The organism is Plantibacter sp. 2H11-2, from assembly GCF_050031945.1.
In the GTDB taxonomy this organism is placed as follows: domain Bacteria; phylum Actinomycetota; class Actinomycetes; order Actinomycetales; family Microbacteriaceae; genus Plantibacter; species Plantibacter auratus.
The window spans coordinates 78,687-98,294 of sequence record NZ_JBNBBL010000005.1 but is presented as its reverse complement, the minus strand read 5'-3'; the positions used below and the strand labels follow the sequence as shown (position 1 = coordinate 98,294).

At 70.2% G+C, this 19,608-nt stretch carries 19 protein-coding genes; 12 read left to right on the top strand and 7 right to left on the bottom strand.

The features are described 5' to 3' along the window. The first annotated feature begins 19 nt into the window (after nt 1-19). Both ACQG07_RS11605 and ACQG07_RS11600 read left to right on the top strand, forming a co-directional pair. Nucleotides 20-808 (top strand): 3-oxoacyl-ACP reductase, encoded by a 789-nt coding sequence (locus ACQG07_RS11605; protein WP_194718745.1) that lies wholly within the window; start codon nt 20-22, stop codon nt 806-808. Nucleotides 809-861: 53 nt separating this feature from the next. Then, nucleotides 862-1,626: a FadR/GntR family transcriptional regulator gene (locus tag ACQG07_RS11600; RefSeq protein WP_124768611.1), complete on the top strand. Its 765-nt coding sequence runs from the start codon at nt 862-864 to the stop codon at nt 1,624-1,626. A 90-nt stretch (nt 1,627-1,716) separates the two neighbouring features. On the opposite strand, the gene ACQG07_RS11595 is transcribed toward ACQG07_RS11600, so the two are convergent. Further along, nucleotides 1,717-1,839, bottom strand: a complete 123-nt coding sequence (locus tag ACQG07_RS11595) for a hypothetical protein (protein WP_255376692.1) — start codon at nt 1,837-1,839, stop codon at nt 1,717-1,719. Nucleotides 1,840-1,910: 71 nt separating this feature from the next. Between ACQG07_RS11595 and ACQG07_RS11590 the strand changes: the two genes are divergently transcribed. Continuing rightward, on the top strand, nt 1,911-2,861 hold the full coding sequence (locus ACQG07_RS11590; protein ID WP_194643791.1) for a LysR family transcriptional regulator: 951 nt from the start codon (nt 1,911-1,913) through the stop codon (nt 2,859-2,861). A 90-nt stretch (nt 2,862-2,951) separates the two neighbouring features. Here ACQG07_RS11590 and ACQG07_RS11585 read toward each other — a convergent pair whose 3' ends face one another. Beyond that, nucleotides 2,952-3,650 carry a DedA family protein gene (locus ACQG07_RS11585; protein WP_274499335.1) on the bottom strand — a complete coding sequence of 233 codons (699 nt, stop codon included), beginning with the start codon at nt 3,648-3,650 and terminating at the stop codon, nt 2,952-2,954. A gap of 171 nt (nt 3,651-3,821) precedes the next feature. Between ACQG07_RS11585 and ACQG07_RS11580 the strand changes: the two genes are divergently transcribed. Next, entirely contained in the window at nt 3,822-4,697 is an 876-nt protein-coding gene (locus tag ACQG07_RS11580; RefSeq protein WP_071262231.1) for an exodeoxyribonuclease III, read from the top strand. Nucleotides 4,698-4,723: 26 nt separating this feature from the next. Here the strand turns inward: ACQG07_RS11580 and ACQG07_RS11575 are convergent, their stop codons facing one another. The 3 genes from ACQG07_RS11575 to ACQG07_RS11565 all read right to left on the bottom strand — a co-directional run bounded on the left by ACQG07_RS11575 (nt 4,724) and on the right by ACQG07_RS11565 (nt 9,138). Further along, complete coding sequence (locus ACQG07_RS11575; RefSeq protein WP_426738373.1) at nt 4,724-6,304, bottom strand: DUF4832 domain-containing protein; 1,581 nt, start codon at nt 6,302-6,304, stop codon at nt 4,724-4,726. 159 nt (nt 6,305-6,463) lie between these two features. Then, on the bottom strand, nt 6,464-8,056 hold the full coding sequence (locus ACQG07_RS11570; RefSeq protein ID WP_426738372.1) for an amino acid permease: 1,593 nt from the start codon (nt 8,054-8,056) through the stop codon (nt 6,464-6,466). Nucleotides 8,057-8,217: 161 nt separating this feature from the next. Further along, on the bottom strand, nt 8,218-9,138 hold the full coding sequence (locus ACQG07_RS11565; protein WP_426738371.1) for an AEC family transporter: 921 nt from the start codon (nt 9,136-9,138) through the stop codon (nt 8,218-8,220). 164 nt (nt 9,139-9,302) lie between these two features. Here ACQG07_RS11565 and ACQG07_RS11560 point away from each other — a divergent pair, with 164 nt between their 5' ends. Next, on the top strand, nt 9,303-10,400 hold the full coding sequence (locus tag ACQG07_RS11560) for a Glu/Leu/Phe/Val dehydrogenase family protein (protein ID WP_229940270.1): 1,098 nt from the start codon (nt 9,303-9,305) through the stop codon (nt 10,398-10,400). Between the two features lie 79 nt (nt 10,401-10,479). Here the strand turns inward: ACQG07_RS11560 and ACQG07_RS11555 are convergent, their stop codons facing one another. Then, entirely contained in the window at nt 10,480-11,493 is a 1,014-nt protein-coding gene (locus ACQG07_RS11555; RefSeq protein ID WP_085511912.1) for an NADP-dependent oxidoreductase, read from the bottom strand. A gap of 92 nt (nt 11,494-11,585) precedes the next feature. Beyond that, a complete protein-coding gene (locus ACQG07_RS11550) occupies nt 11,586-11,972 on the bottom strand; it encodes a DUF1304 domain-containing protein (protein ID WP_079003829.1) in 387 nt (128 codons plus the stop codon). 134 nt (nt 11,973-12,106) lie between these two features. Here ACQG07_RS11550 and ACQG07_RS11545 point away from each other — a divergent pair, with 134 nt between their 5' ends. The 7 genes from ACQG07_RS11545 (at nt 12,107) to ACQG07_RS11515 (ending at nt 19,550) form a co-directional block, all read left to right on the top strand. Next, entirely contained in the window at nt 12,107-12,688 is a 582-nt protein-coding gene (locus ACQG07_RS11545; RefSeq protein ID WP_229940268.1) for a TetR/AcrR family transcriptional regulator, read from the top strand. A gap of 131 nt (nt 12,689-12,819) precedes the next feature. Further along, entirely contained in the window at nt 12,820-13,728 is a 909-nt protein-coding gene (locus ACQG07_RS11540; RefSeq protein WP_229940267.1) for an ABC transporter ATP-binding protein, read from the top strand. A gap of 54 nt (nt 13,729-13,782) precedes the next feature. After that, nucleotides 13,783-14,844, top strand: a complete 1,062-nt coding sequence (locus tag ACQG07_RS11535) for an aliphatic sulfonate ABC transporter substrate-binding protein (RefSeq protein ID WP_192018824.1) — start codon at nt 13,783-13,785, stop codon at nt 14,842-14,844. Between the two features lie 30 nt (nt 14,845-14,874). Beyond that, a complete protein-coding gene (locus tag ACQG07_RS11530; protein ID WP_159877573.1) occupies nt 14,875-15,714 on the top strand; it encodes an ABC transporter permease in 840 nt (279 codons plus the stop codon). Between the two features lie 160 nt (nt 15,715-15,874). Continuing rightward, on the top strand, nt 15,875-17,308 hold the full coding sequence (locus ACQG07_RS11525) for a DUF6421 family protein (protein WP_426738370.1): 1,434 nt from the start codon (nt 15,875-15,877) through the stop codon (nt 17,306-17,308). Between the two features lie 134 nt (nt 17,309-17,442). Continuing rightward, entirely contained in the window at nt 17,443-18,846 is a 1,404-nt protein-coding gene (locus ACQG07_RS11520; RefSeq protein ID WP_229940263.1) for a sensor histidine kinase, read from the top strand. Beyond that, nucleotides 18,843-19,550 carry a response regulator gene (locus ACQG07_RS11515; protein WP_426738369.1) on the top strand — a complete coding sequence of 236 codons (708 nt, stop codon included), beginning with the start codon at nt 18,843-18,845 and terminating at the stop codon, nt 19,548-19,550. The genes ACQG07_RS11520 and ACQG07_RS11515 overlap by 4 nt, the downstream gene beginning before the upstream one ends. Nucleotides 19,551-19,608: the final 58 nt, after the last annotated feature.

Sequence of the window (19,608 nt, the reverse complement as noted above, 5' to 3'; positions counted from 1 at the left end):
CAGAGAGAAAGAGCACCACATGACCATCACCCCCATCGACCTCACCCAGCGGCTCGCCGGGAAGGTCGCCGTGATCACCGGCGGCGCGAGCGGCATCGGCCTCGCCACCGCGAAGCGCTTCGCCGCGGAGGGCGCGACCGTCGTCATCGGCGACCTCGACCCCACGACCGGCCAGGCGGCGGCCGAGCTCGTCGGTGGGCTCTTCGTCCAGGTCGACGTGACCGACCAGGCGCAGGTCGACCACCTGTTCGACACCGCGGCCGAGACCTACGGCTCGGTCGACATCGCCTTCAACAACGCCGGCATCTCCCCGCCCGACGACGACTCGATCGAGACGACCGAGCTCCCGGCCTGGGAGCGCGTGCAGGACGTGAACCTCAAGTCGGTCTACCTGTGCTCGCGCGCCGCCATCCGCCACATGGTGCGGCAGGGGAAGGGCTCGATCATCAACACGGCGTCGTTCGTCGCCGTCCTCGGTTCGGCCACCTCGCAGATCTCGTACACGGCGTCCAAGGGCGGAGTGCTCGCGATGAGCCGCGAGCTCGGCGTGCAGTTCGCGCGGCAGGGCATCCGCGTCAACGCCCTCTGCCCGGGTCCCGTCAACACCGCGCTGCTGCAGGAGCTCTTCGCGAAGGATCCGGTGCGCGCGCAGCGGCGACTCGTGCACATCCCCCTCGGTCGGTTCGCGGAGCCCGAGGAGTTGGCCGCCTCCGTCGCCTTCCTCGCGAGCGACGACTCGTCCTTCATCACCGGGTCGACGTTCCTCGTCGACGGCGGCATCTCCTCCGCCTACGTGACACCGGAATGAGCTGACGACATGCCCGGGTGGGGGACGCGACCCCCGGGAAATAGACTGATCCGATGAGCGAGACGCGGAAGGGCGACGAGGCGACCGAGGTGCTCAGCGCCGAGCTCCTCCTGCGTCCGGGCCGCGCCGGGAACGCCTTCGAGGAGACCGTCCAGCGGCTCCTGCAGTCCATCCGTCTCGGGCTCATCGAGCCGGGCGGTCGTCTGCCTGCCGAGCGCGAACTCGCGACGATGCAAGGGGTCAGCCGCGACACCGTGCGGGATGCGATCGCCGCACTCACCGAGGCCGGTTACCTGACCTCGCGGCGCGGGCGCTACGGCGGGACGTTCGTCATGGACGAGCTGCCCGACGACGAGGCGATCAACGCGGCCGACTCCCCCGAGGTCGGCCGGGTCACGATCTCGGCGGCGGAGATCGAGGACACGCTCACGCTTCGCAGCATCCTCGAGGTCGGTGCAGCCCGCGAGGCGGCGCAGTGCAAGCTCTCCGGAGCAGACCGTGAACGCCTGTGGCAGGCGCTCGGAGACTGCCGGGACGCGGCGCCCGCCGACTACCGCCGCCACGACTCCCGCCTCCACCTGCTCATCGCGGAGCTCGTGGGCGCCCCCAGCCTCCTGCCACTCGTCGCCGAGTCACGCATGCGGGTCAACGAACTCCTCAACGGCATCCCGCTGCTGGCCGTGAACATCGCGCACTCCGACGAGCAGCACGAGCGCATCGTCAAGGCGATCCTGCGCGGTCACCCCGAGGAGGCGGCGCAGGCGATGGCCGAGCACGTCGCCGGCTCCGAGGCGCTCCTCCGCGGCTTCCTCGCCTGAGCGCCTGTCGCGGCGCGGACATGGAACGACCTCCCGGCGACGAGTCGCGAGGAGGTCGGATGCGCCGGCCGGGCCGGCGGGTGCGAGGTCCTAGAAGGACTTCGGGTAGGTGCGGGCCGGGATGGCGCGGTAGCCGTCGCGCTTGACGACGACGACCGATCCGACGGCTGCACTCGCAGCGAGGAGGGCGATGATGCCGAGATAGATGGTCATGGTTCTATGAAACGCCTGTCAGCCGTGAAGGACAAGCGAACAATACTGAGGCTACTCGGTAGCATCACTACATGGATGTGCGCCGACTCGACCTGCTTCGCGAACTCGCCGAGCGCGGCACGGTGCACGCCGTCGCCGAAGCCACGCATCGCACCCCGTCCGCGGTATCCCAGCAGCTCAAGGTCCTCGAGCGCGAGGCCGGCCTGCCGCTCACCGAACGGCGTGGTCGCGGCCTCGTCCTCACCGACGCCGGCCGAGCACTCGCGGCCAGCGCCACGGACGTCGCCGTCGCGATCGAGCGGGCGACGAGCGTGTGGGACGAGTACCGCAACCGTCCGATCGGCACCGTCACGGTCGCGACCTTCCCCACCTTCGGGCAGATGGTCGTACCCGCCGTGCTCCGCACGCTCGAAGCGGTACCCGGCCTGCGGGTCGTCGTGAGCGACCGAGACCCCGACCTCGAGGACTTCCCCGACCTGGCGGCCGACTTCGACATCGTCATCGCGCAGGCGATCAGCGGCGAGCGCAACTGGGTCCGTCGCGGTCTCCGCATCACGCAGCTGCTCTCCGAGCCGCTCGACGTCGTGCTGCCGGTCGGGCATCGCCTCAGCGGCCAGGCCGTCCTGACCCCGGCGGACCTCGCGGACGAGTCCTGGATCGGCGTGCCGGTGGGCTATCCGCTCGACCGCCTGCTCCGCAGCATCGAGGCCGAATCGGGCGGCGAGCTCCGAGTGGTGCAGCGGGTGAGCGACAACCGCATCGCCGAGGCGATGGTCGCGGCGGGCCTCGGTATCGGCCTCCTCCCGCGATACACGGCCAGCGGTCCGGAGCGCGGCATCGTCCTCCGTCCGCTCGCGGGGCTCGACGCAACGCGTCGGATCGTCGCGCTGTCGCGTCCCGACCGCGCCGAACGGCTGGCGGTGCGGACCGTCCTCGACGCGATCCGCGTGGAGGCGCAGTCGGTCGCCGCTTCGCACACCGCGCCGGAGCCCGAGGAACTCACCACGCCCCGCTGGGTGTGAGCGGGACCGTTCTCAGGAGTCCGTCGGTGCGCCGGAGGCGGCGACGACGGACACACCGCAAGAGTCCTGAGAACGGTCATGCGGGGACGGTCAGCCCTCGGCCCGACCGGCGCCGCTGCGCTCCCGGCGGTACCGCTGCACGCCGCGCCGGACCGCGACGCCGACGGCGATCACGACGCCCGCGATGACCACCTTCTGCAGGATGCCCGCGTACTCCTCGACGATGTGCCACTGCTCGCCCAGGAAGAAGCCGGCGAGGACGAAGATGGTGTTCCAGATGGCGCTGCCCGCGAAGGTGAGCAGGGTGAACCGCAGGACCGGCATCCGTTCGACGCCGGCGGGGACGGAGATGAGGCTCCGGAAGATCGGGAGCATCCGCCCGAAGAACACCGCCTTCGAGCCGTGCTTCTGGAACCAGGCCTCGACGCGGTCGACGTCCTCGACGTGGACGAGCGGGACCCGCTCAGCGAGGCGGCGCATGCGGTCACGTCCGAGGACGGCGCCGATCGCGTAGAGGGCCAGCGCGCCGATCACGGAACCGGCCGTCGTCCAGAGGAGGACCTCGACGAGACCGAGCTTGCCTTGACTGGCGGCGAATCCGGCGAGCGGCAGGATGATCTCGCTCGGCAACGGCGGGAAGAGGTTCTCGAGGGCGATGGCAAGCCCGGCTCCCGGACCACCCAACGTCTCCATGAGGTCGACCGCCCAGTCGGCGACCCCTCCGAGGGCACTGTCCCCTCCGGTCGAGGCGGCGGACAGGCTGAACGTGGCGGCGGTGGACGTCGTCATACCCTCGACGCTACGCGACACCCGCTCGCCATCCCTGGGAACCTCCGCTCAATCCCCCACCCGTCGGTTCCACCGAACCGGCCGTTTCTCAGGACCTCTCCGGCGTGGCGACCCTCCCCCGGGGCGACACGCCGGAGGTCTCCTGAGAAAGGAAACCGATAGCGTTGGGGCATGCGCATCGCCACCTGGAACGTCAACTCGATCCGTACCCGCGTCGGCCGCGTGGTCGACTGGCTCGTCCGAGAGGACGTCGACGTCCTCGCCATGCAGGAGCTCAAGTGCAAGCCCGAGCAGTTCCCGATGGAGGCCTTCACGAAGGCCGGCTACCAGGTGGAGCTCCACGGGCTCAGCCAGTGGAACGGCGTCGGCATCGCCAGCCGCCTTCCGATGGAGGACGTGCAGATCGGCTTCCCCGACATGCCGGGCTTCGGCAAGCCACCGGCGAGCCTCGCGCTGGACGGTCCCGGCTTCGACGCCGACGGCCTGCCGCTCGAAGCGCGAGCCATCGGCGCGACGGTCGACGGCGTCCGCCTCTGGAGCCTGTACGTCCCGAACGGCCGCGCGGTCGGCGACCCGCACTACGACTACAAGCTCCGCTGGCTCGCCGCGCTCGAAGCCGACACCCGCTCCTGGCTCGCCGAGAACCCCGAGCTGCCGCTCGCACTCATGGGCGACTGGAACGTCGCGCCGCTCGACTCCGACGTCGGCGACCCGAGCTTCGGCCCGGGCTCGACCCACATCTCGGCACCGGAGCGCGCCGCCCTCGCAGCCTTCGTCGACGCGGGACTCCAGGACACCGTCCGACCGTTCGTCCCCGAGGGCTACACCTTCTGGGACTACAAGCAGCTCCGGTTCCCCCGCAACGAGGGCCTCCGGATCGACTTCATCTACGGCTCACAGGCGTTCGCGGACCACGTCGTCGAGGCGTCGATCCACCGCAACGAGCGCAAGGGCGACAGTCCGAGCGACCACGTTCCCGTCGTCGTCGACCTCGACTTCACCCTCTCCGAGGAAGAGGACGACGACTCGCCGATGATCTTCGGCTGAGCCGGCGCCCCCTCACTCGAGTCCGGTCAGGCGTTCCGACGCCGGCGGGCGAGCAGGAGCGCGAGGGTTCCGAGTGCCACCACGCCACCGCCGAGGACCGCGGGAGCGAGCGACGAGACGCCCGTGTCGGGCAGCCTGGCCGCAGCACCGGCCACCGGTTCGGCCACGACGACGCCGTCGGCGCCGACGGTCACCTGACGCTGCAGGCTGTTCACGCCGGTCGCCGCGTCCCAGGTGCCGACGTTCGCCGTCTGGACGGCGTAGAGCGGGTTCGCCGCGACCGACTCGTGCGTGGCCGGCAGCGACAGCGCCGTGTCGTAGCGACCGGCCGGGACGTCGGCGAGTGACGCCTGAAGTGTGACGGTCTCCCCCGCACCCCAGGTGCGGGCGTCCGAACCGAACGGGACGCGCACCGTGCGCTCGGCGTTCGACAGCACGAGGTACGCGAGCCGGCTGTTGTACGGAGCCGCCCAACCGTCGTTCCGGACCGTGAGCGAGAGCGTGTCGTCCACGACCGAGCTCTCCGTCATCACGAAGCGGTAGCCGAGTCGCTTCGCGGTGGTGTCGAGGTTCTCCCGGCCCCAGGACTGCAGGACGTCCTGGAGGTAGTCCCAGTTCAGGTAGCTGAAGTTGTATCGCTCCATCTCGGCCGAGGCGGTCGCCCACTCCGACCGCGGCGGGTTCACGTTGCAGGTCTCGCCGCCGACCGGCACCCAGTCGCTCTCCTGCGCGAGGTAGTCCTGATCGAGGGAGATCGGGTCGGACAGGTAGGTGCCCCAGTCGTCGGGTGCCGCGAGGAAGCAGTCGTTGTGGTGCCCGATGCGCGAGATGGCGCTGCCGTCGAACGCCTGCGCCTCGGTGATGGCCCCAGCGGTTCCGGACGGCACCCCGAGGATGTTCTGCTTCATGTTCATGGTCCGCACCTGGATGGAGCGGTCGGCTGGAACCGCCTCGAGGAGCGCCTCGACGACTGCGCGACGCTTCGCCCAGTCCTCGTCCGTGAGGACACCGGGGTTCGCCGGGTCCGCGGCGAAGTGGTCCGTGTAGTAGCCCTCACCCCAGAGGCCGACGAAGCCGGCCTGCACGACCGAGATGACGTCGGCGTTGTCCTGGAAGATCGGCGTGAGCTGCTCGATGTGGGTGAGCACGATGTCGAGCGGTGCGTCGCCGTAGGGCGGTGTATAGGGCCAGTCACCGCCCGCCAGGTACGCGAAGCGGGGGATGATCGAGATGCCGGCGGTGCGAGCCGCGTCGAAGTCCGCCTGGACGAGCGCGAGCCAGGCCGGGTCGAGGGTCGGCTCGGCCACGAATCGTTCCATGTAGAAGACGCGGACGAGTTCGGTGATGCCCTCCTCGCGGTAGGCCGCCAGGGTGGCGACGTCGAGCGGCGTGTACCCCGGCCCGCCCTCGGTCCCCTCGGGGTAGTAGTGCGTGTTGTTCGTGTGGTCGAAGCCGCGCTCGGGATTCGCGATGATCGCATCGCTCGGCTCGTAGGCGACCGTGTCGGCCGGGGTCGGGGCAGGTGCTTGCGCCGCAGCGCTCAGCGGTGTGGCGACGACGATGCCGCACGCGGCGAGCACGGCGACGAGACGGAGACGACGGTTCACGGGAACTCCAGCGGGGTCCGGTGGTGCACGGAAGAGGTTGCCCACATCCTGCTGAACCGACACCCGAGGTGCAAGAGAATGCTCGAAACCGACCCGAAGTGATCACTATCGCTTAGCGATTCCCCGTGAACCGCCGACCCGCCGGTACCCGCGCTCCCGCTAGGACCGCGGTGCGCCCCCGCGCTTCCGCTTGTTCGCATCGATGGCGGGACGCTCCGCGACCACCGGCCAGGTGCCCGTGTGCCCCTCGCGTGCGGCCGCAGCGGCGAGGATCCGCGGCTTGGCGGCGAACCATCCGACGATGAGCAGCGGGATGAGCACGACGAGGGAGGCGAGCACCCAGCGGCCGGTCTCCGAGAACCCCATCGTCACGAGGACGAACGCGAGGAACGCCAACGTGAGGTACGACGTGAACGGCGCCCCGAAGAGGCGGAACGACGGCCGCTCGACCTTGCCCTGCTTCGCCCAGCGCTGCAGCTGGATCTGGCAGAGGATGATCGTCGCCCACCCGCCGATGATGCCGATCGCCGAGATCTCGAGCACGATTTCGAACGCCTTCGACGGCACGAGCGCGTTGAGGCCGACACCCAGCAGGGTGAGTGCCGCCGTGAGCAGGATGCCACCGAACGGGACGCCGTTCTTGCTCATCTTGCCGGTGAACGCGGGGGCCGAACCGTTGACGGCCATCGACCGGAGGATGCGGCCGGTCGAGTAAAGCCCCGCGTTGAGGCTCGACAACGCCGCGGTCAGGACCACGAAGTTCATGACCGACGCCGAGATCGCCCCGGCCTGCTCCGACCCGATGTGCGAGAAGAAGGTGACGAACGGGCTCTCGCCGGCCTCGTAGGCCGTGTACGGGAGCAGGAGCGAGAGGAGCAGCACCGAGCCGACGTAGAAGATCGCGATGCGGAAGATGACCGTGTTGACGGCCTTCGGCATGATCTTCTTCGGCTCGGCCGTCTCACCTGCGGCGGTCCCGACGAGTTCGATCGCCGCGTAGGCGAACACCACACCGGAGATCGCGATCATCGGGGCGAACGCCCCGACGGGGAACAGCCCGCCGTTGTCGCCGATGACCGAGAACCCGACCGCACCGATGTCGGTCCGGCCACCGAAGATGATGAAGCAGACGCCGACGATGAGGAAGATCACGAGCGCCGACACCTTGATGAGCGCGAACCAGAACTCCATCTCGCCGAACAGCTTGACGGAGACGAGGTTGAGCGCCAGCACCACCACCAGAGCGGCGAGCGCGAAGACCCACTGCGGGAAGTCCTCGAGCTCCTTCCAGCCGAACAGCTTGCCGAAGGTCTTGATGTAGAGCGCGGCCGCGGTGACGTCGACGATCGAGGTCATCGCCCAGTTGAGGAAGTACAACCACCCCGCGCCGAACGCCATCTTCTCGCCGTAGAACTCCCGGGCGTAGGAGATGAACGAGCCCGAGGACGGACGGTGGAGGACGAGTTCACCGAGGGCGCGCAGGATGAGGAAGGCGAAGAACCCGCAGAGCGCGTACACGAGGATGAGCGCCGGGCCGGAGCTGTGCAGGCGGCCACCCGCACCGAGGAAGAGCCCCGTGCCGATCGCACCGCCGATCGCGATCATCTGGATCTGCCGCGGCTTGAGGGTCTTGTGGTACCCCTCCTCCTCGCTGGAGAAGTCCTGCACGGCGAGCATCTCGTCGCCGACGGTCTCGCGGGATGCGGCCCAGTCTCCGGAACGTTCGTGTCGTGGGGTCGTGCCTTCGGTCATGTCGTCCCATCGGGTCGGGTCCGACGGCGCTCCGCCGGACTGGACGGTGGTATATCTCAGTCGTGCCCGCCCAAGAGTAGTCGCGATCGTTCGGCTTTTCCGGCCATCGCTGTCCATGCTTCGGAGGACAGCGGCGCTTCGGACGGACCGGTTCCCGGGGGTCAGGCGAGCAGGGCGGCGACGACGACGAGGACCGGTACGGAGAGGATCGTCGTCAGCAGGACCGTGTCGCGGGCGAGCGTGACGCCCTGCTCGTACCGGCTGGCGAAGTTGTAGACGTTCTGGGCCGCCGGGAGGGCTGCGAGGACGACCGAGGCGAACAACGGCGTGCCGCTCAGCCCGAAGCCGAAGTGCGCGATGAGGTAGGCGAACCCGGGCATCACGACCGATTTGATCGCCGTCGCCACGAAGATCTCCCGACGTCCGCTGCCGGCCTGCAACGGCCGCATGCCGTGCAGCGACATCCCGAACGCCATGAGGATGAGCGGCACGGCCCCGCCGCCGAGGAGCTCGAACGGAGCCATGACGGGCTCGGGGAGCCGGACGCCGAAGAGGTTGAGCACGACGCCGATGATCGACGCGACGATCATCGGGTTGCGGAAGGGTTGCGTCACGATGCCGAGGAAGGAGACGGAGCCGCGCTGTCTGACGTCGAGGATGGTGAGCGCGATCGGGGCGAAGACGAGGAGCTGCAGCAGGATGACCGGGGCGACGTAGCCGGCCTCGCCGAGGACGTAGACCGCCACCGGGATGCCGATGTTGTTGGCGTTGACGTAGCCCGAGCCGAGCGCGCCGATCGTCGCGACCGAGAGGTCCTTGCGGAGCCACACGGCGTTCAGCAGCACGAAGAGCGCGGCGGCCGACAGGGCACTCGCGAGGGCGACCCAGATGAAACTGCTGAACACCTCGTGCAGGTCGGCCGTGGCGAGCACGGTGAACAGCAGCGCCGGGTTGGTGACGAAGAACGCCACCCGGTTGAGCACGTGCCCGGTCGTCGGGCCCCCGACCTCGAGACGCCCGGCGAGGTAGCCGACGAGGATCACGGTGCCGATGATCGCGAACCCCGTCAGCACTCCGCCCATGCCGTCCAGCCTAGGTGCAGCCCGTCCGGCGGCCCGGTCGAGCCGACGGTTGTGGAGCGGGCGGTCGGCGTGGAGAATCTGGGGAGGAGAGCCGGGCACCACCATCGCCCCGCGATCCGCTCCCACCAGGAGCCCGCACCAATCACCCACGAGGAGATCCGACGATGACGTCATTCGACCCGGTCGCGTCCAGCGACGCGATGCACAGCACCACCCTCCCCCACGAACGCCTCTCCATCAGCCGCGGACCGCGCTCCGGGCTGACCATCAGCGTCGCCCTGCACTCCACCGCCATGGGGCCGGCCCTCGGCGGCGCGCGGCTCTGGCGGTACGGGTCCTGGCTCGAGGCCGTCGACGACTCCCTCCGCCTGGCCGCGGGGATGACGATGAAGAACGCGGCCGCCGGTCTCGCGCACGGCGGCGGCAAGTCCGTCATCCACCTGCCCGTCGGCACGACCCTCGACCCCGCGGAGCGCCGCGACGCGATGCTCGACCTCGGCGACGCGGTCGAAGCGCTCGGCGGCGCCTATCGCACCGCGGAGGACGTGGGCACGACCGCCGAGGACATGGCCGTCGTCGCCGAGCGGACCGACCACGTCAGCGGGCTGCCGGCTGACCGCGGTGGCGTCGGCGAACCGAGCGAGGCGACGGCTGCCGGTGTGCACGCGGCCATCACCGCGACGCTCGAGACGGTCTTCGGCACCCCGCTCGTCGCGGGCCACCGGGCGACGATCTCCGGGCTCGGCCAGGTCGGCGGCCGTCTGGCCCGACGGCTCGCGGCCGAGGGTGCTCGCCTCATCGTCACCGACGTCGACCCACGGAAGCGCGCCCTCGCCGAGGAGATCGGCGCCAGCTGGATCGAACCGGGCGACGAGCACCTCGTCGAGACGGACCTCTTCGTGCCGTGCGGCGTCGGCGGCGCCCTGAACGCCCGGGTGATCGGGCAGCTGCGGTGTCGCGCCGTGGTCGGGGCGGCGAACAACCAGCTCGCCTCCCGCGCCGACGCGGTGGCCCTCGAGGAGCGCGGCATCCTGTGGGCGCCGGACTTCGTCGCGAACGCGGGCGGCGTGATCTACCTCGCCATGGCGTCCGAACCGGGCGCCGATGCCGCGGCCATCGAGCAGCGGGTGTCGGCGATCGGGCGGACCGTGCAGTCGATCTACCGGGACGCCGCAGCGGAGGGCGTCACGACGCTCGTCGCCGCCGAACGCCTCGCGATGGCCCGCATCGATGCGGCCGGCGGGATCCTCGCAGCGGTCTGACGACGACGAACGGCCCGTCCACCCGGAGCGGGTGGACGGGCCGTCGATCGCCGGTGTCAGGCGAGGTCGAGGGATCGCGTCAGAGCTTGACGACCATCTTCCCGGTGTTGGCGCCGCGCATGAGCGCGAGGAACGCGTCGAGCGTGTGGTCGAGGCCCTCGTAGACGGTCTCGTCGAAGACGACGTCGCCGTTCTGCAACCAGGCGCCCATCTCACCGGAGAACGCCGGGAAGTGCTGCGTGTAGTTGCCGACGGTGAAGCCCGTGAGGGTCAGCCCGCGGGTCACGATGTTCGACAGGTTGCGCGGGCCCTCGGCACGCTCGGTGTCGTTGATCTGCGAGATGACGCCGCAGAGCGCTGCGCGTCCGCCGTCGTTGAAGGCGTCGATCGCCGCTTCGAGGTGCTCGCCGCCGACGTTGTCGAAGTACACGTCGATGCCGTCGGGTGCCGCGGCAGCGAGCTGCTCGGTGACGGGGCCGTCCTTGTAGTTGAACGCGGCGTCGTAGCCGTACTTCTCCGTCAGCAGGGCGACCTTCTCAGCCGATCCGGCCGAACCGATGACGCGCTTCGCGCCCTTGAGACGGGCGATCTGGCCGACCATCGTGCCGACGGCACCTGCAGCACCGGAGACGAACACCGTGTCGCCCTCCCGGAACTTGGCGACCTCGAGCAGACCGACGTACGCGGTGAGGGCCGTCATGCCGAGGACGCCGAGGTAGGCGGACAGCGGGACGCCGGGGAGCTCAGGCACGACGCGGAACCCGCTGGCGTCCTCCTGGACGAGGTCGCGCCAGCCGAACTGGTGCAGGACGACGTCGCCGACGGAGAAGCCCTCGGCGGCCGACTCGACGACCCGGCCGATGGCGCCGCCGGTCATCGTCTCACCGAGCTGGTACGGCGCGACGTAGGAGCGGGCGTCGTTCATGCGACCGCGCATGTAGGGGTCGACGGAGAGGAAGAGGTTCTGGACCCGGAGCTGGCCGGGCGCGAGCTCCGGGAGTTCGACCGAAACGGTCCGGAAGTCGGACTCGGTCGGCCAGCCGACCGGTCGCGAGACGAGCTGGATCTGGGTGCTGAGCGCGGGGGTGTTCATGTGGTGCCTTTCCTTGGTGCGGTGATTCGGTGGGCGGGCGCAGCACGTCGTCGGGTTGCGGACGGGGTGACGCCTGGGGCGTCGCGGAGGTGTCAGACGGCCAGTGCGATGACGAGCGCGATGAGTCCGAGCAACGGGGTGGTCCCCTGGACGATCGCGGCGCGGGCCTTCGTGCGGTCCGAGGTGATGAGGACGAGCGAGGCGAGGAGCATGGAGCCGGCCGAGGCGAAGACGAGGGCCGCGCCGATACCGGTCGAGCCGGTGATGAGGAAGACGATGCCGACGATCGTGCCGATCGCGAGGAACAGGTTGTAGAACCCCTGGTTGTACGCCATCCCGCGGGTGGTCTCGGCCTCGAGCTCCGAGGTGCCGAAGGTCTTGCGGGTGGCCGGCTCGGTCCAGCGCAGCGACTCGAGCACGAAGATGTAGACGTGCAGGAGGGCGGCGATGCCGACGAGGACGAGACTGACGACGAGCATGGGACGGGCCTTCCGGGAGATCGGCGTCGAGTCGTCCGGACGGAGCGACATTCTGTACCGATGGGTCTACTATAATAGTAGAACGCTCGGTCCACAACCCCATCACACGGATGCCGAGCGAGGAGGAGGCACCCATGGGACGCACGCAGGAGTTCGACACCGTCGCCGTCGTCCAGGCGGCGCGCGACGTCTTCTGGGACCGCGGGTACGAGGCGACCTCGCTCGCCGACCTCGAAGCGGCCACCGGCCTGCGGCGGTCGAGCCTCTACCACGCCTTCGACAGCAAGCGCGGGCTGTTCGACGCTGCCGTGCAGGACTACCTCGACACCGTCATCCGACCGCGCCTCTCGGTCCTCGCGCTGGCGACGGACGGCAGAGCCGGGCTCACCACCTACTTCTCCGGCGTGCAGACGGTCATCGCGACCCTGCCCGACGACTCGCCCCGCCGCGGTTGCCTCCTCCTCAACAGCGCGGCCGGCCTCGCGGCCCACGACGATGCACTGCGCGAGGTCGTCGACGGCTACCGGGCCGAGCTCACCACCGCGGTCTCGGACGCCCTCGCCCTCGCCCGTCCCGAGGCGGACGCGGACGAACTCGCCGCGGCCGCTCGGCAGCTCACGTCGTTGTCGGTCAGCGCGCTACTGCTCGCCCGGGTCAACCGGGAGGAGGCCGTCGCCATCCTCGACGTCGCCGTCGCGCAGGTCGGCAGCTGGTAGCGGACGCATAACACCGGAACCCTCCGGATGTCACCGGCGGAGGCCAATGTGACGCTCTGTTTCGGCGGCCGAGAGCGGTCCGTCACCCTCGCGTAGCATGGCGGGCACCCCACCCCTGGAGCCCGAGACCCATGACGAACGCTGCCCCAAGCCCGCTCGCCGCGAGCTCGCCGGTCACCCGCGACGCCGCCCCTGTCGGCTCGGCGGATCGTGCGTCCACGGTCGCGTTCGCCGGGGTCGGCCGCACCTTCGCGAGCGGTGCCGGCAAACGCACCGACGCCCCGCGGCCCGTGCTGCGCGACGTAACGATCACCGCCGAGGCCGGCGAGGTCGTGGCGATCCTCGGCACGAGCGGCTGCGGCAAGTCCACCCTGCTGCGGATCGCGGCCGGTCTCGACCACCCGACCGCCGGCTCCGTGCTCATCGACGGCACACCCGTCGCCGGAATCGACCCGCGCACGGCCTTCGGCTTCCAGGAGCCTCGACTCCTCCCCTGGCGCACCATCGCGGCGAACGTCGCACTCGGTCTGCCCAAGCGGACGCCCGCAGCCGAAGGGCGTGCCCGCGTCGCCGAGCTGCTCGAACTCGTCGGGCTCGCGGACTTCGCCGAGCACCGCCCACGGGAGGTCTCCGGCGGCATGGCGCAACGCGCCTCACTCGCCAGGGCCCTCGCCCGCCGGCCGGGCGTCCTGCTCCTCGACGAACCGTTCGGTGCCCTCGACGCCCTCACCCGGCTGAAGATGCAGGATCTGCTGCTCGCCATCCACCTCGCCGCGCCCACCACGATCCTGCTCGTGACGCACGACGTCGACGAGGCCCTCCAGCTCGCCGACCGGGTCATCCTCCTGGGTCGTGAGGACGGACACCCCGGTTCGACCATCGCCCAGACCGTGACCGTCCCCGGCAACCGCCCGCGCGACCGCGGGTCGGCAGAGCTCGCCGAGCTGCGCGGCCGCCTCCTCGACGGACTCGGCATCGACCGCCACGGTCTCGCCCGCGGCGACCAACGACTGCCGTCCATCCCGCACTTCCCGTACTGAGCCACCCACCACCTCCGCCGTCATCCCGCACCGATCCACAGCAAGGACCAACGCATGACCTCACGACGCCGCTTCACCACCTCCCGCGCCGGGCGCGCGGCCATCGTCGCCGCGACCGCCGCCGCAGCGCTCCTCCTCAGCGGCTGCGTCGCGGGCGAGAACGCTCCTGCGGCCGGCGGTGACAGCACCGCCGGCACCACCGAGGGCGGCACGCTCGACATCGACTTCGCGACCTACAACCCGCTCTCGCTCATCATCAAGGACCAGGGCTGGCTCGAGGACGCACTCGACGACCAGGACATCACCGTCAACTGGGTCCAGTCGGCCGGCTCCAACAAGGCGAACGAGGCACTGCGGGCCGACGCGATCGACGTCGGGTCCACCGCCGGCTCCGCCGCACTCCTGAACCGGGCGAACGGATCGGCCATCCAGGCGATCGACGTCTTCTCGCAGCCCGAGTGGTCGGCGATCGTCGTCGGCCAGGGCTCGACGATCACGGACGTCGCCGAGCTCAAGGGAAAGAAGGTCGCCGCGACGAAGGGCACCGACCCCTACTTCTTCCTCCTGCAGGCGCTGGAGGAGGCCGGCCTGTCCGCCTCGGACGTCACGATCGAGAACCTCCAGCACGCCGACGGCTGGGCTGCCCTGCAGAACGGTTCCGTCGACGCGTGGGCCGGTCTCGACCCGATCATGGCCGGCGCCGAGGAGGCGGGCGCGAAGCTCATCTACCGCAACGTCGACTTCAACAGCTACGGCATCCTGGCCGCGACCGAGTCCTTCATCGACGAGCGTCCGGACGTCGCGCAGACCGTCGTGAACGCCTATGAGCACGCTCGTGAATGGGCTGCGTCGAACCCCGACGAGACGGCGCAGATCCTCGCGGACGCCGCGGGCCTCGACCTCGCCGTGGCGACGAAGGTGATCACGGAGCGCTCGAACCTCGACGTCGACCCGGCCCCGGGCAAGGCGCAGGAGCAGGTCCTGTCGATCATCGGCCCGATCTTCGTGGAGTCCGGCGACGTGTCGTCGCAGGACAAGGTCGACGACGCCCTGGCCGACCTCTTCAACCCGAGCTTCGTGGACGACGCGGACCCGTCCGTCATCGGCGCGAAGTAGTCCGCCCCCGAACCGTCCCGAGAGGAACCCATGACCGAGTTCGCCGGTCTCGGCACCACCGCAGCCGCGGGTGCCCAGGCGACCCAGTCCGGCCGCGACGCGCGCGCCGTTCTCGGGTCCCGCAGGATCGTCGTCGTCCTCGGCGGCTTCCTCGTCCCCGTCGTCATCCTCGGGGCCTGGCAGCTCGTCACCGCGTTCGGCCTCGTCCCCGCCTCGCAACTCCCGGCACCCGCCGAGGTCTGGGCGGCCGGCGTGGATCTCGCGCAGCGCGGCTGGTTGCAGCAGGACGTGGCCATCTCGGTGCAGCGGGTCCTCATCGGCTTCCTCATCGGCGCTGTCCTCGGCCTCGTCCTCGGCGCGGTCGTGGGGCTCTCGCGCCTCGGCGACATCCTGCTGTCGACGACCTTCGCGGCGATCCGTGCCGTCCCGTCGCTCGCGTGGGTCCCGCTGCTCATTCTCTGGCTGAAGATCGGTGAGGAGTCGAAGATCACGCTCATCGCGATCGGCGCGTTCTTCCCGGTGTACACGACGGTCTCCGCCGCGCTCCGCCACGTGGACAAGCACCTGGTCGAGGCGGGCCGCGCCTTCGGGCTGAACGGTGTCGCGTTGTTCCGGACGGTGCAGCTGCCCGCCGTGACGCCCTCGGTCGTCTCCGGCCTCCGGCTCGCGCTGGCGCAGTCGTGGCTGTTCCTCGTGGCGGCGGAGCTCATCGCCTCGTCCATGGGACTCGGGTTCCGCCTGGTGGACTCGCAGAACAACGGCCGGGTCGACCGCATCTTCTTCGTCATCATCGTGCTCGCGCTGCTCGGCGCGATCACCGACGCGCTCGTCGGTGTCCTCGACCGCTGGATCAAGCGCCGCTGGGGGTAGCGGCCCGCCGCGGTCGGCCGTGCAGTTCCCCAGCGCGAACGGCCGAATGTTGCAGCGAAGTCGCTCCTGACGCAAGAAATCCGCACCCCCTCCGCCCCTACGCTCGAAGGAATCGTCACCCACCCCGGGCGACGCCTGCGCACGCGGAAGGAGGTTCACCATGTCGAACGTCGCCACCACCCACACGAAGAGCATCGTCGGAGAGCCGGAGGTCGTCGAAGACGCCGCCGCACTCATCGGGCACCCGGCCTGGACGGACCTCAAGGCCGCCGCGACCGCGCTGCAGGCCGTCCAGGTGAAGGACGGCTCGATCCCCGAGTCAAACGACCACCAGTCGGCGGCAGGGCACGTCGCCACGATCGTCGCGAGCGTCCGCACCCTCGCTCCGAACTTCCCGCACGACGCCGAGTATCTCGACGCGCTCGTCGCCGACTTCGACCGATGGGAGCGCGACGGCTTCGGCGTCCCGGACTTCCTCGACTCGCTCGTCGCCTTCCACCCCGAGCGGCATCGCGTGGACGGCCGGGGACACCTCGTCGTGTTCCCGATGGTCACGCAGAACGGTTCGACCGACCGCCACATCGAGGCCGTGCTCGTCGAGGTCATCTGGCCCGAGTTCATCGCCGCGCTCGAGGCCGGCGACTACACGAACGCGCTCTTCGTACCGATCCGTTTCCTCGACTTCACGCCGGGGTACGACACGAACTCAGCGGTCCTCTTCCCCGAGACGGTCGCGATGCGCGCGATCCCGGCGTTCACCTGGGGCGCGATCTTCCAGGACCGTGAGGCGGCCCGGTACCGTCGGGTCGTCCGAGCCGCCGCCGAGATCACCAAGCTCGAGCTCCCGGCCGACGCCGCGTCCCTCCTGGACGACCAGCAGCTGGCCGAGGAGACCTTCGTGATGTGGGACCTCATCCACGACCGCACGCACATGCGCGGTGACCTCCCGTTCGACCCGTTCATGATCAAGCAGCGGATGCCGTTCTTCCTGTACTCCCTCGAGGAGCTGCGCTGCGACCTCACGGCGTTCCGCGAGTCGGTCCGGCTGGAGCGCACGCTGACGACCCGCGCGGAGACCGAGACGCTCGACGCGGCCGACGTGGCGATCCTCGAGCACGCGAAGCTCGTCCAGTACGCGATCATCTTCGACCGCATCTTCCGGTTCGCCATCACCGGCTCGCGCGTCCGGAACTACGACGGCGTCGGCGGCCAGCTGCTGTTCGCGTGGATGCACCAGCACGGCGTGCTGCACTGGACCGACACCAGGCTCACGATCGACTGGGACGAGGTCCCCGACGTGGTCGTGCGGCTCGGCGAGAGCATCGACGAGTTGTACTGGCGATCGATCGACCGTCCGAAGACCGCGCACTGGCTCGCCGCATACGAGCTCGTCCGGACGACGCTGACGCCGCACCCCGCGTCGCAGTGGGCGCGTGGGCTGTCCGACGAGATCCTGAGCGGACCGCCGCGCGGACTCACCGACGCGGTCCTCGACGACGAGTTCCCCCTGTCGATGTTCTACGAGGCGCTGGGCAAGAAGATGGCGGACGTCATCACGTCGACCGCAGGGATCACGGGGCGATCCGCGGCCTGACCCGACCGTGCCGCGGAGGAGCCCGGAGCAGCACTCTCCTGAGTGCCGCTCCGGGCTCTTGTCCGAGTGCCGGACCGCCGCGCTCCGTCGCTCGACGGATGTCCCCGGCGGGGCGTCGCGCTAGCGTGGACGGCATGAGCGAGCCCGCCGTCGACCAGCAGGAGGACCGCCCGGTCGACCCCTACGACGCCGAGTGGCGGCGTCCGGCCGCGACGCCGTCGGAACAGCGATCCGACATCATCCTCGCCATCGCGCTCGGCGTCGGCACCCTCCTCAGCCTGACGCTGTACACGATCGCCGGGTTCTACCCCGAGCCCGCACCGATGTGGGCGTCCGTCCTCTGGGCGATCGGCATCACCGCGCCGCTCGCGTTCCGTCGCCGCTTCCCGTGCTCTGTCTCGATCGTCGTCGCCGTCATGTTCATCGTGGGCGGCACGGTGCTCGTACCCGAGGTCCTCTTCACGAACATCGCCCTGTTCCTCGCGATCTACACGGTCGGCGCATGGGTGCCGAACCGACGTCGCGCTGCGCTCGTCCGCGTGCTCATCATCGTCGCCATGTTCGTCTGGCTGCTCGTCTCCATGTTCATCCAGGCGACCGACCCCGACGCGCTGCCCAGCCTCTCCCGGGTGGGGGTGTTCTCACCCCTCGTGGCGTTCATCCTCATCCAGATCCTGACGAACATCCTCTACTTCGGGGCCGCGTACTTCTTCGGCGAGCGCGTGTACCAGTCCTCCCGGGAGCGAGCGGCGCTCGAGCAGCGCACGGCCGAGCTCGAGGCGGAGCGCGCCCGGTCCGCCCGGCAGGCGGTCGCCCTCGAGCGGGTGCGGATCGCGCGCGAGCTGCACGACGTCGTCGCCCACCACGTCTCGGTCATGGGGGTCCAAGCCGGTGCCGCGCGTACCGTGCTCGATGCGGACCCGGCCGCCGCGCGGGATGCACTCACGAACGTCGAGCTCGGCGCACGGAGCGCGATCGACGAGCTGCGCAAGATGCTCGGCACCCTCCGCGCACACGGCGAACCGACCGACGAGGAGAGCAGCCCGTCGACCGTCGGCGTCGGCCAGTTGGGTCGGCTCGCCGACGAGTCGACGGCGAACGGGCTGCCGACGAGGTTCGAACTCGTGGGGACACCGGTCGCGATCCCGGCCGTCGTGTCGTTCAACCTGTACCGGATCGCGCAGGAGGCGCTCACGAACGCCCGCAAGTACGGCGGTACCACGGCGACGGCCGAACTCAGGCTCCGCTATCTGGACGACGCGGTCGAACTCGAGGTCACGAACACGGGGACCGTCCCGACGGTGGCCCGACGCGGCGGGCTCGGGCTCATCGGGATGCGGGAGCGCGTGGCGTCGTCCGGTGGCGTCCTCGAGGTCGGGGCACGCGCCCGCGGCGGCTTCCTCGTGCGGGCCGCCATCCCGCTCGGCCGGCCGGGTGACCAGGCGATGGAGCCCGTCGCCGCGTCGATCGCCGACGCCCGCCTCGCCTCCGCCGCCGCAGGACGACCCCAGACCACCACCACGAAGGACCAGGCATGACCGAGCAGCCCACCCGCATCCTCCTCGTCGACGACCAGGAGCTGCTGCGTGCGGGCTTCCGCATCATCCTGGGCTCACAGCCCGGGATCGAGATCGTCGGTGAGGCGTCGGACGGTGCCGAGGCCGTCGCGCTCGCGACGACGCTCGCGCCGGACGTGATCTGCATGGACGTCCAGATGCCGGGCATGGACGGCCTCGAGGCCACCCGTCGGATCGTCGCGGATCCGGACACCAACGCCGCCGTCCTCATCCTCACCACCTTCGACCGCGACGACTACCTGGCCGAGGCGCTCCGTGCCGGCGCGAGCGGGTTCCTCCTGAAGAACTCCTCGCCGGAGGAACTCGTCGCGGCGGTCTCGGTGGTCGCGGGCGGGGAGGCGCTCCTCTCCCCGGCGGTCACGCGCCGGGTCATCGAGGGGTTCACCCGTCAGAGCCCCGTCGTCGAGGACGCCGCGCAGGGCCCCGCCGTCCCGGCCGGGCCGACGACCGGCGCCGACTATGAGCAGCTGACGGAGCGCGAGCGCGAGGTCCTGCAGCTGGTCGCCCAGGGCCTGTCCAACCAGGAGATCGCGACCACGCTCTTCGTCGGCGAGGCGACCGTGAAGTCGCACGTCTCGAAGGTGCTGCAGAAGCTCGCCCTCCGTGATCGCATCCAGGCGGTCATCTATACCTACGAGCACGGGCTGGCGTCGCCGCGCAGCTGAGGGTTCGCTCCGTCTCCGCGCAACCCCGTCGGCCGGTCGGATGCGAGGAGTAGCGTGA

Bases quoted from the DNA above. Each gene is read 5' to 3' on its own strand.
- ACQG07_RS11535 (WP_192018824.1), top strand. From the start codon at position 13,783: ATGACCTCACGACGCCGCTTCACCACCTCCCGCGCCGGGCGCGCGGCC.
- ACQG07_RS11550 (WP_079003829.1), bottom strand. From the start codon at position 11,972: ATGCTCGTCGTCAGTCTCGTCCTCGTCGGCATCGCCGCCCTCCTGCAC.
- ACQG07_RS11540 (WP_229940267.1), top strand. From the start codon at position 12,820: ATGACGAACGCTGCCCCAAGCCCGCTCGCCGCGAGCTCGCCGGTCACC.
- ACQG07_RS11545 (WP_229940268.1), top strand. From the start codon at position 12,107: ATGGGACGCACGCAGGAGTTCGACACCGTCGCCGTCGTCCAGGCGGCG.
- ACQG07_RS11595 (WP_255376692.1), bottom strand. From the start codon at position 1,839: ATGACCATCTATCTCGGCATCATCGCCCTCCTCGCTGCGAGTGCAGCC.
- ACQG07_RS11585 (WP_274499335.1), bottom strand. From the start codon at position 3,650: ATGACGACGTCCACCGCCGCCACGTTCAGCCTGTCCGCCGCCTCGACC.
- ACQG07_RS11605 (WP_194718745.1), top strand. From the start codon at position 20: ATGACCATCACCCCCATCGACCTCACCCAGCGGCTCGCCGGGAAGGTC.
- ACQG07_RS11525 (WP_426738370.1), top strand. From the start codon at position 15,875: ATGTCGAACGTCGCCACCACCCACACGAAGAGCATCGTCGGAGAGCCG.
- ACQG07_RS11570 (WP_426738372.1), bottom strand. From the start codon at position 8,056: ATGACCGAAGGCACGACCCCACGACACGAACGTTCCGGAGACTGGGCC.
- ACQG07_RS11565 (WP_426738371.1), bottom strand. From the start codon at position 9,138: ATGGGCGGAGTGCTGACGGGGTTCGCGATCATCGGCACCGTGATCCTC.
- ACQG07_RS11530 (WP_159877573.1), top strand. From the start codon at position 14,875: ATGACCGAGTTCGCCGGTCTCGGCACCACCGCAGCCGCGGGTGCCCAG.
- ACQG07_RS11600 (WP_124768611.1), top strand. From the start codon at position 862: ATGAGCGAGACGCGGAAGGGCGACGAGGCGACCGAGGTGCTCAGCGCC.
- ACQG07_RS11560 (WP_229940270.1), top strand. From the start codon at position 9,303: ATGACGTCATTCGACCCGGTCGCGTCCAGCGACGCGATGCACAGCACC.
- ACQG07_RS11555 (WP_085511912.1), bottom strand. From the start codon at position 11,493: ATGAACACCCCCGCGCTCAGCACCCAGATCCAGCTCGTCTCGCGACCG.
- ACQG07_RS11580 (WP_071262231.1), top strand. From the start codon at position 3,822: ATGCGCATCGCCACCTGGAACGTCAACTCGATCCGTACCCGCGTCGGC.
- ACQG07_RS11515 (WP_426738369.1), top strand. From the start codon at position 18,843: ATGACCGAGCAGCCCACCCGCATCCTCCTCGTCGACGACCAGGAGCTG.
- ACQG07_RS11520 (WP_229940263.1), top strand. From the start codon at position 17,443: ATGAGCGAGCCCGCCGTCGACCAGCAGGAGGACCGCCCGGTCGACCCC.
- ACQG07_RS11590 (WP_194643791.1), top strand. From the start codon at position 1,911: ATGGATGTGCGCCGACTCGACCTGCTTCGCGAACTCGCCGAGCGCGGC.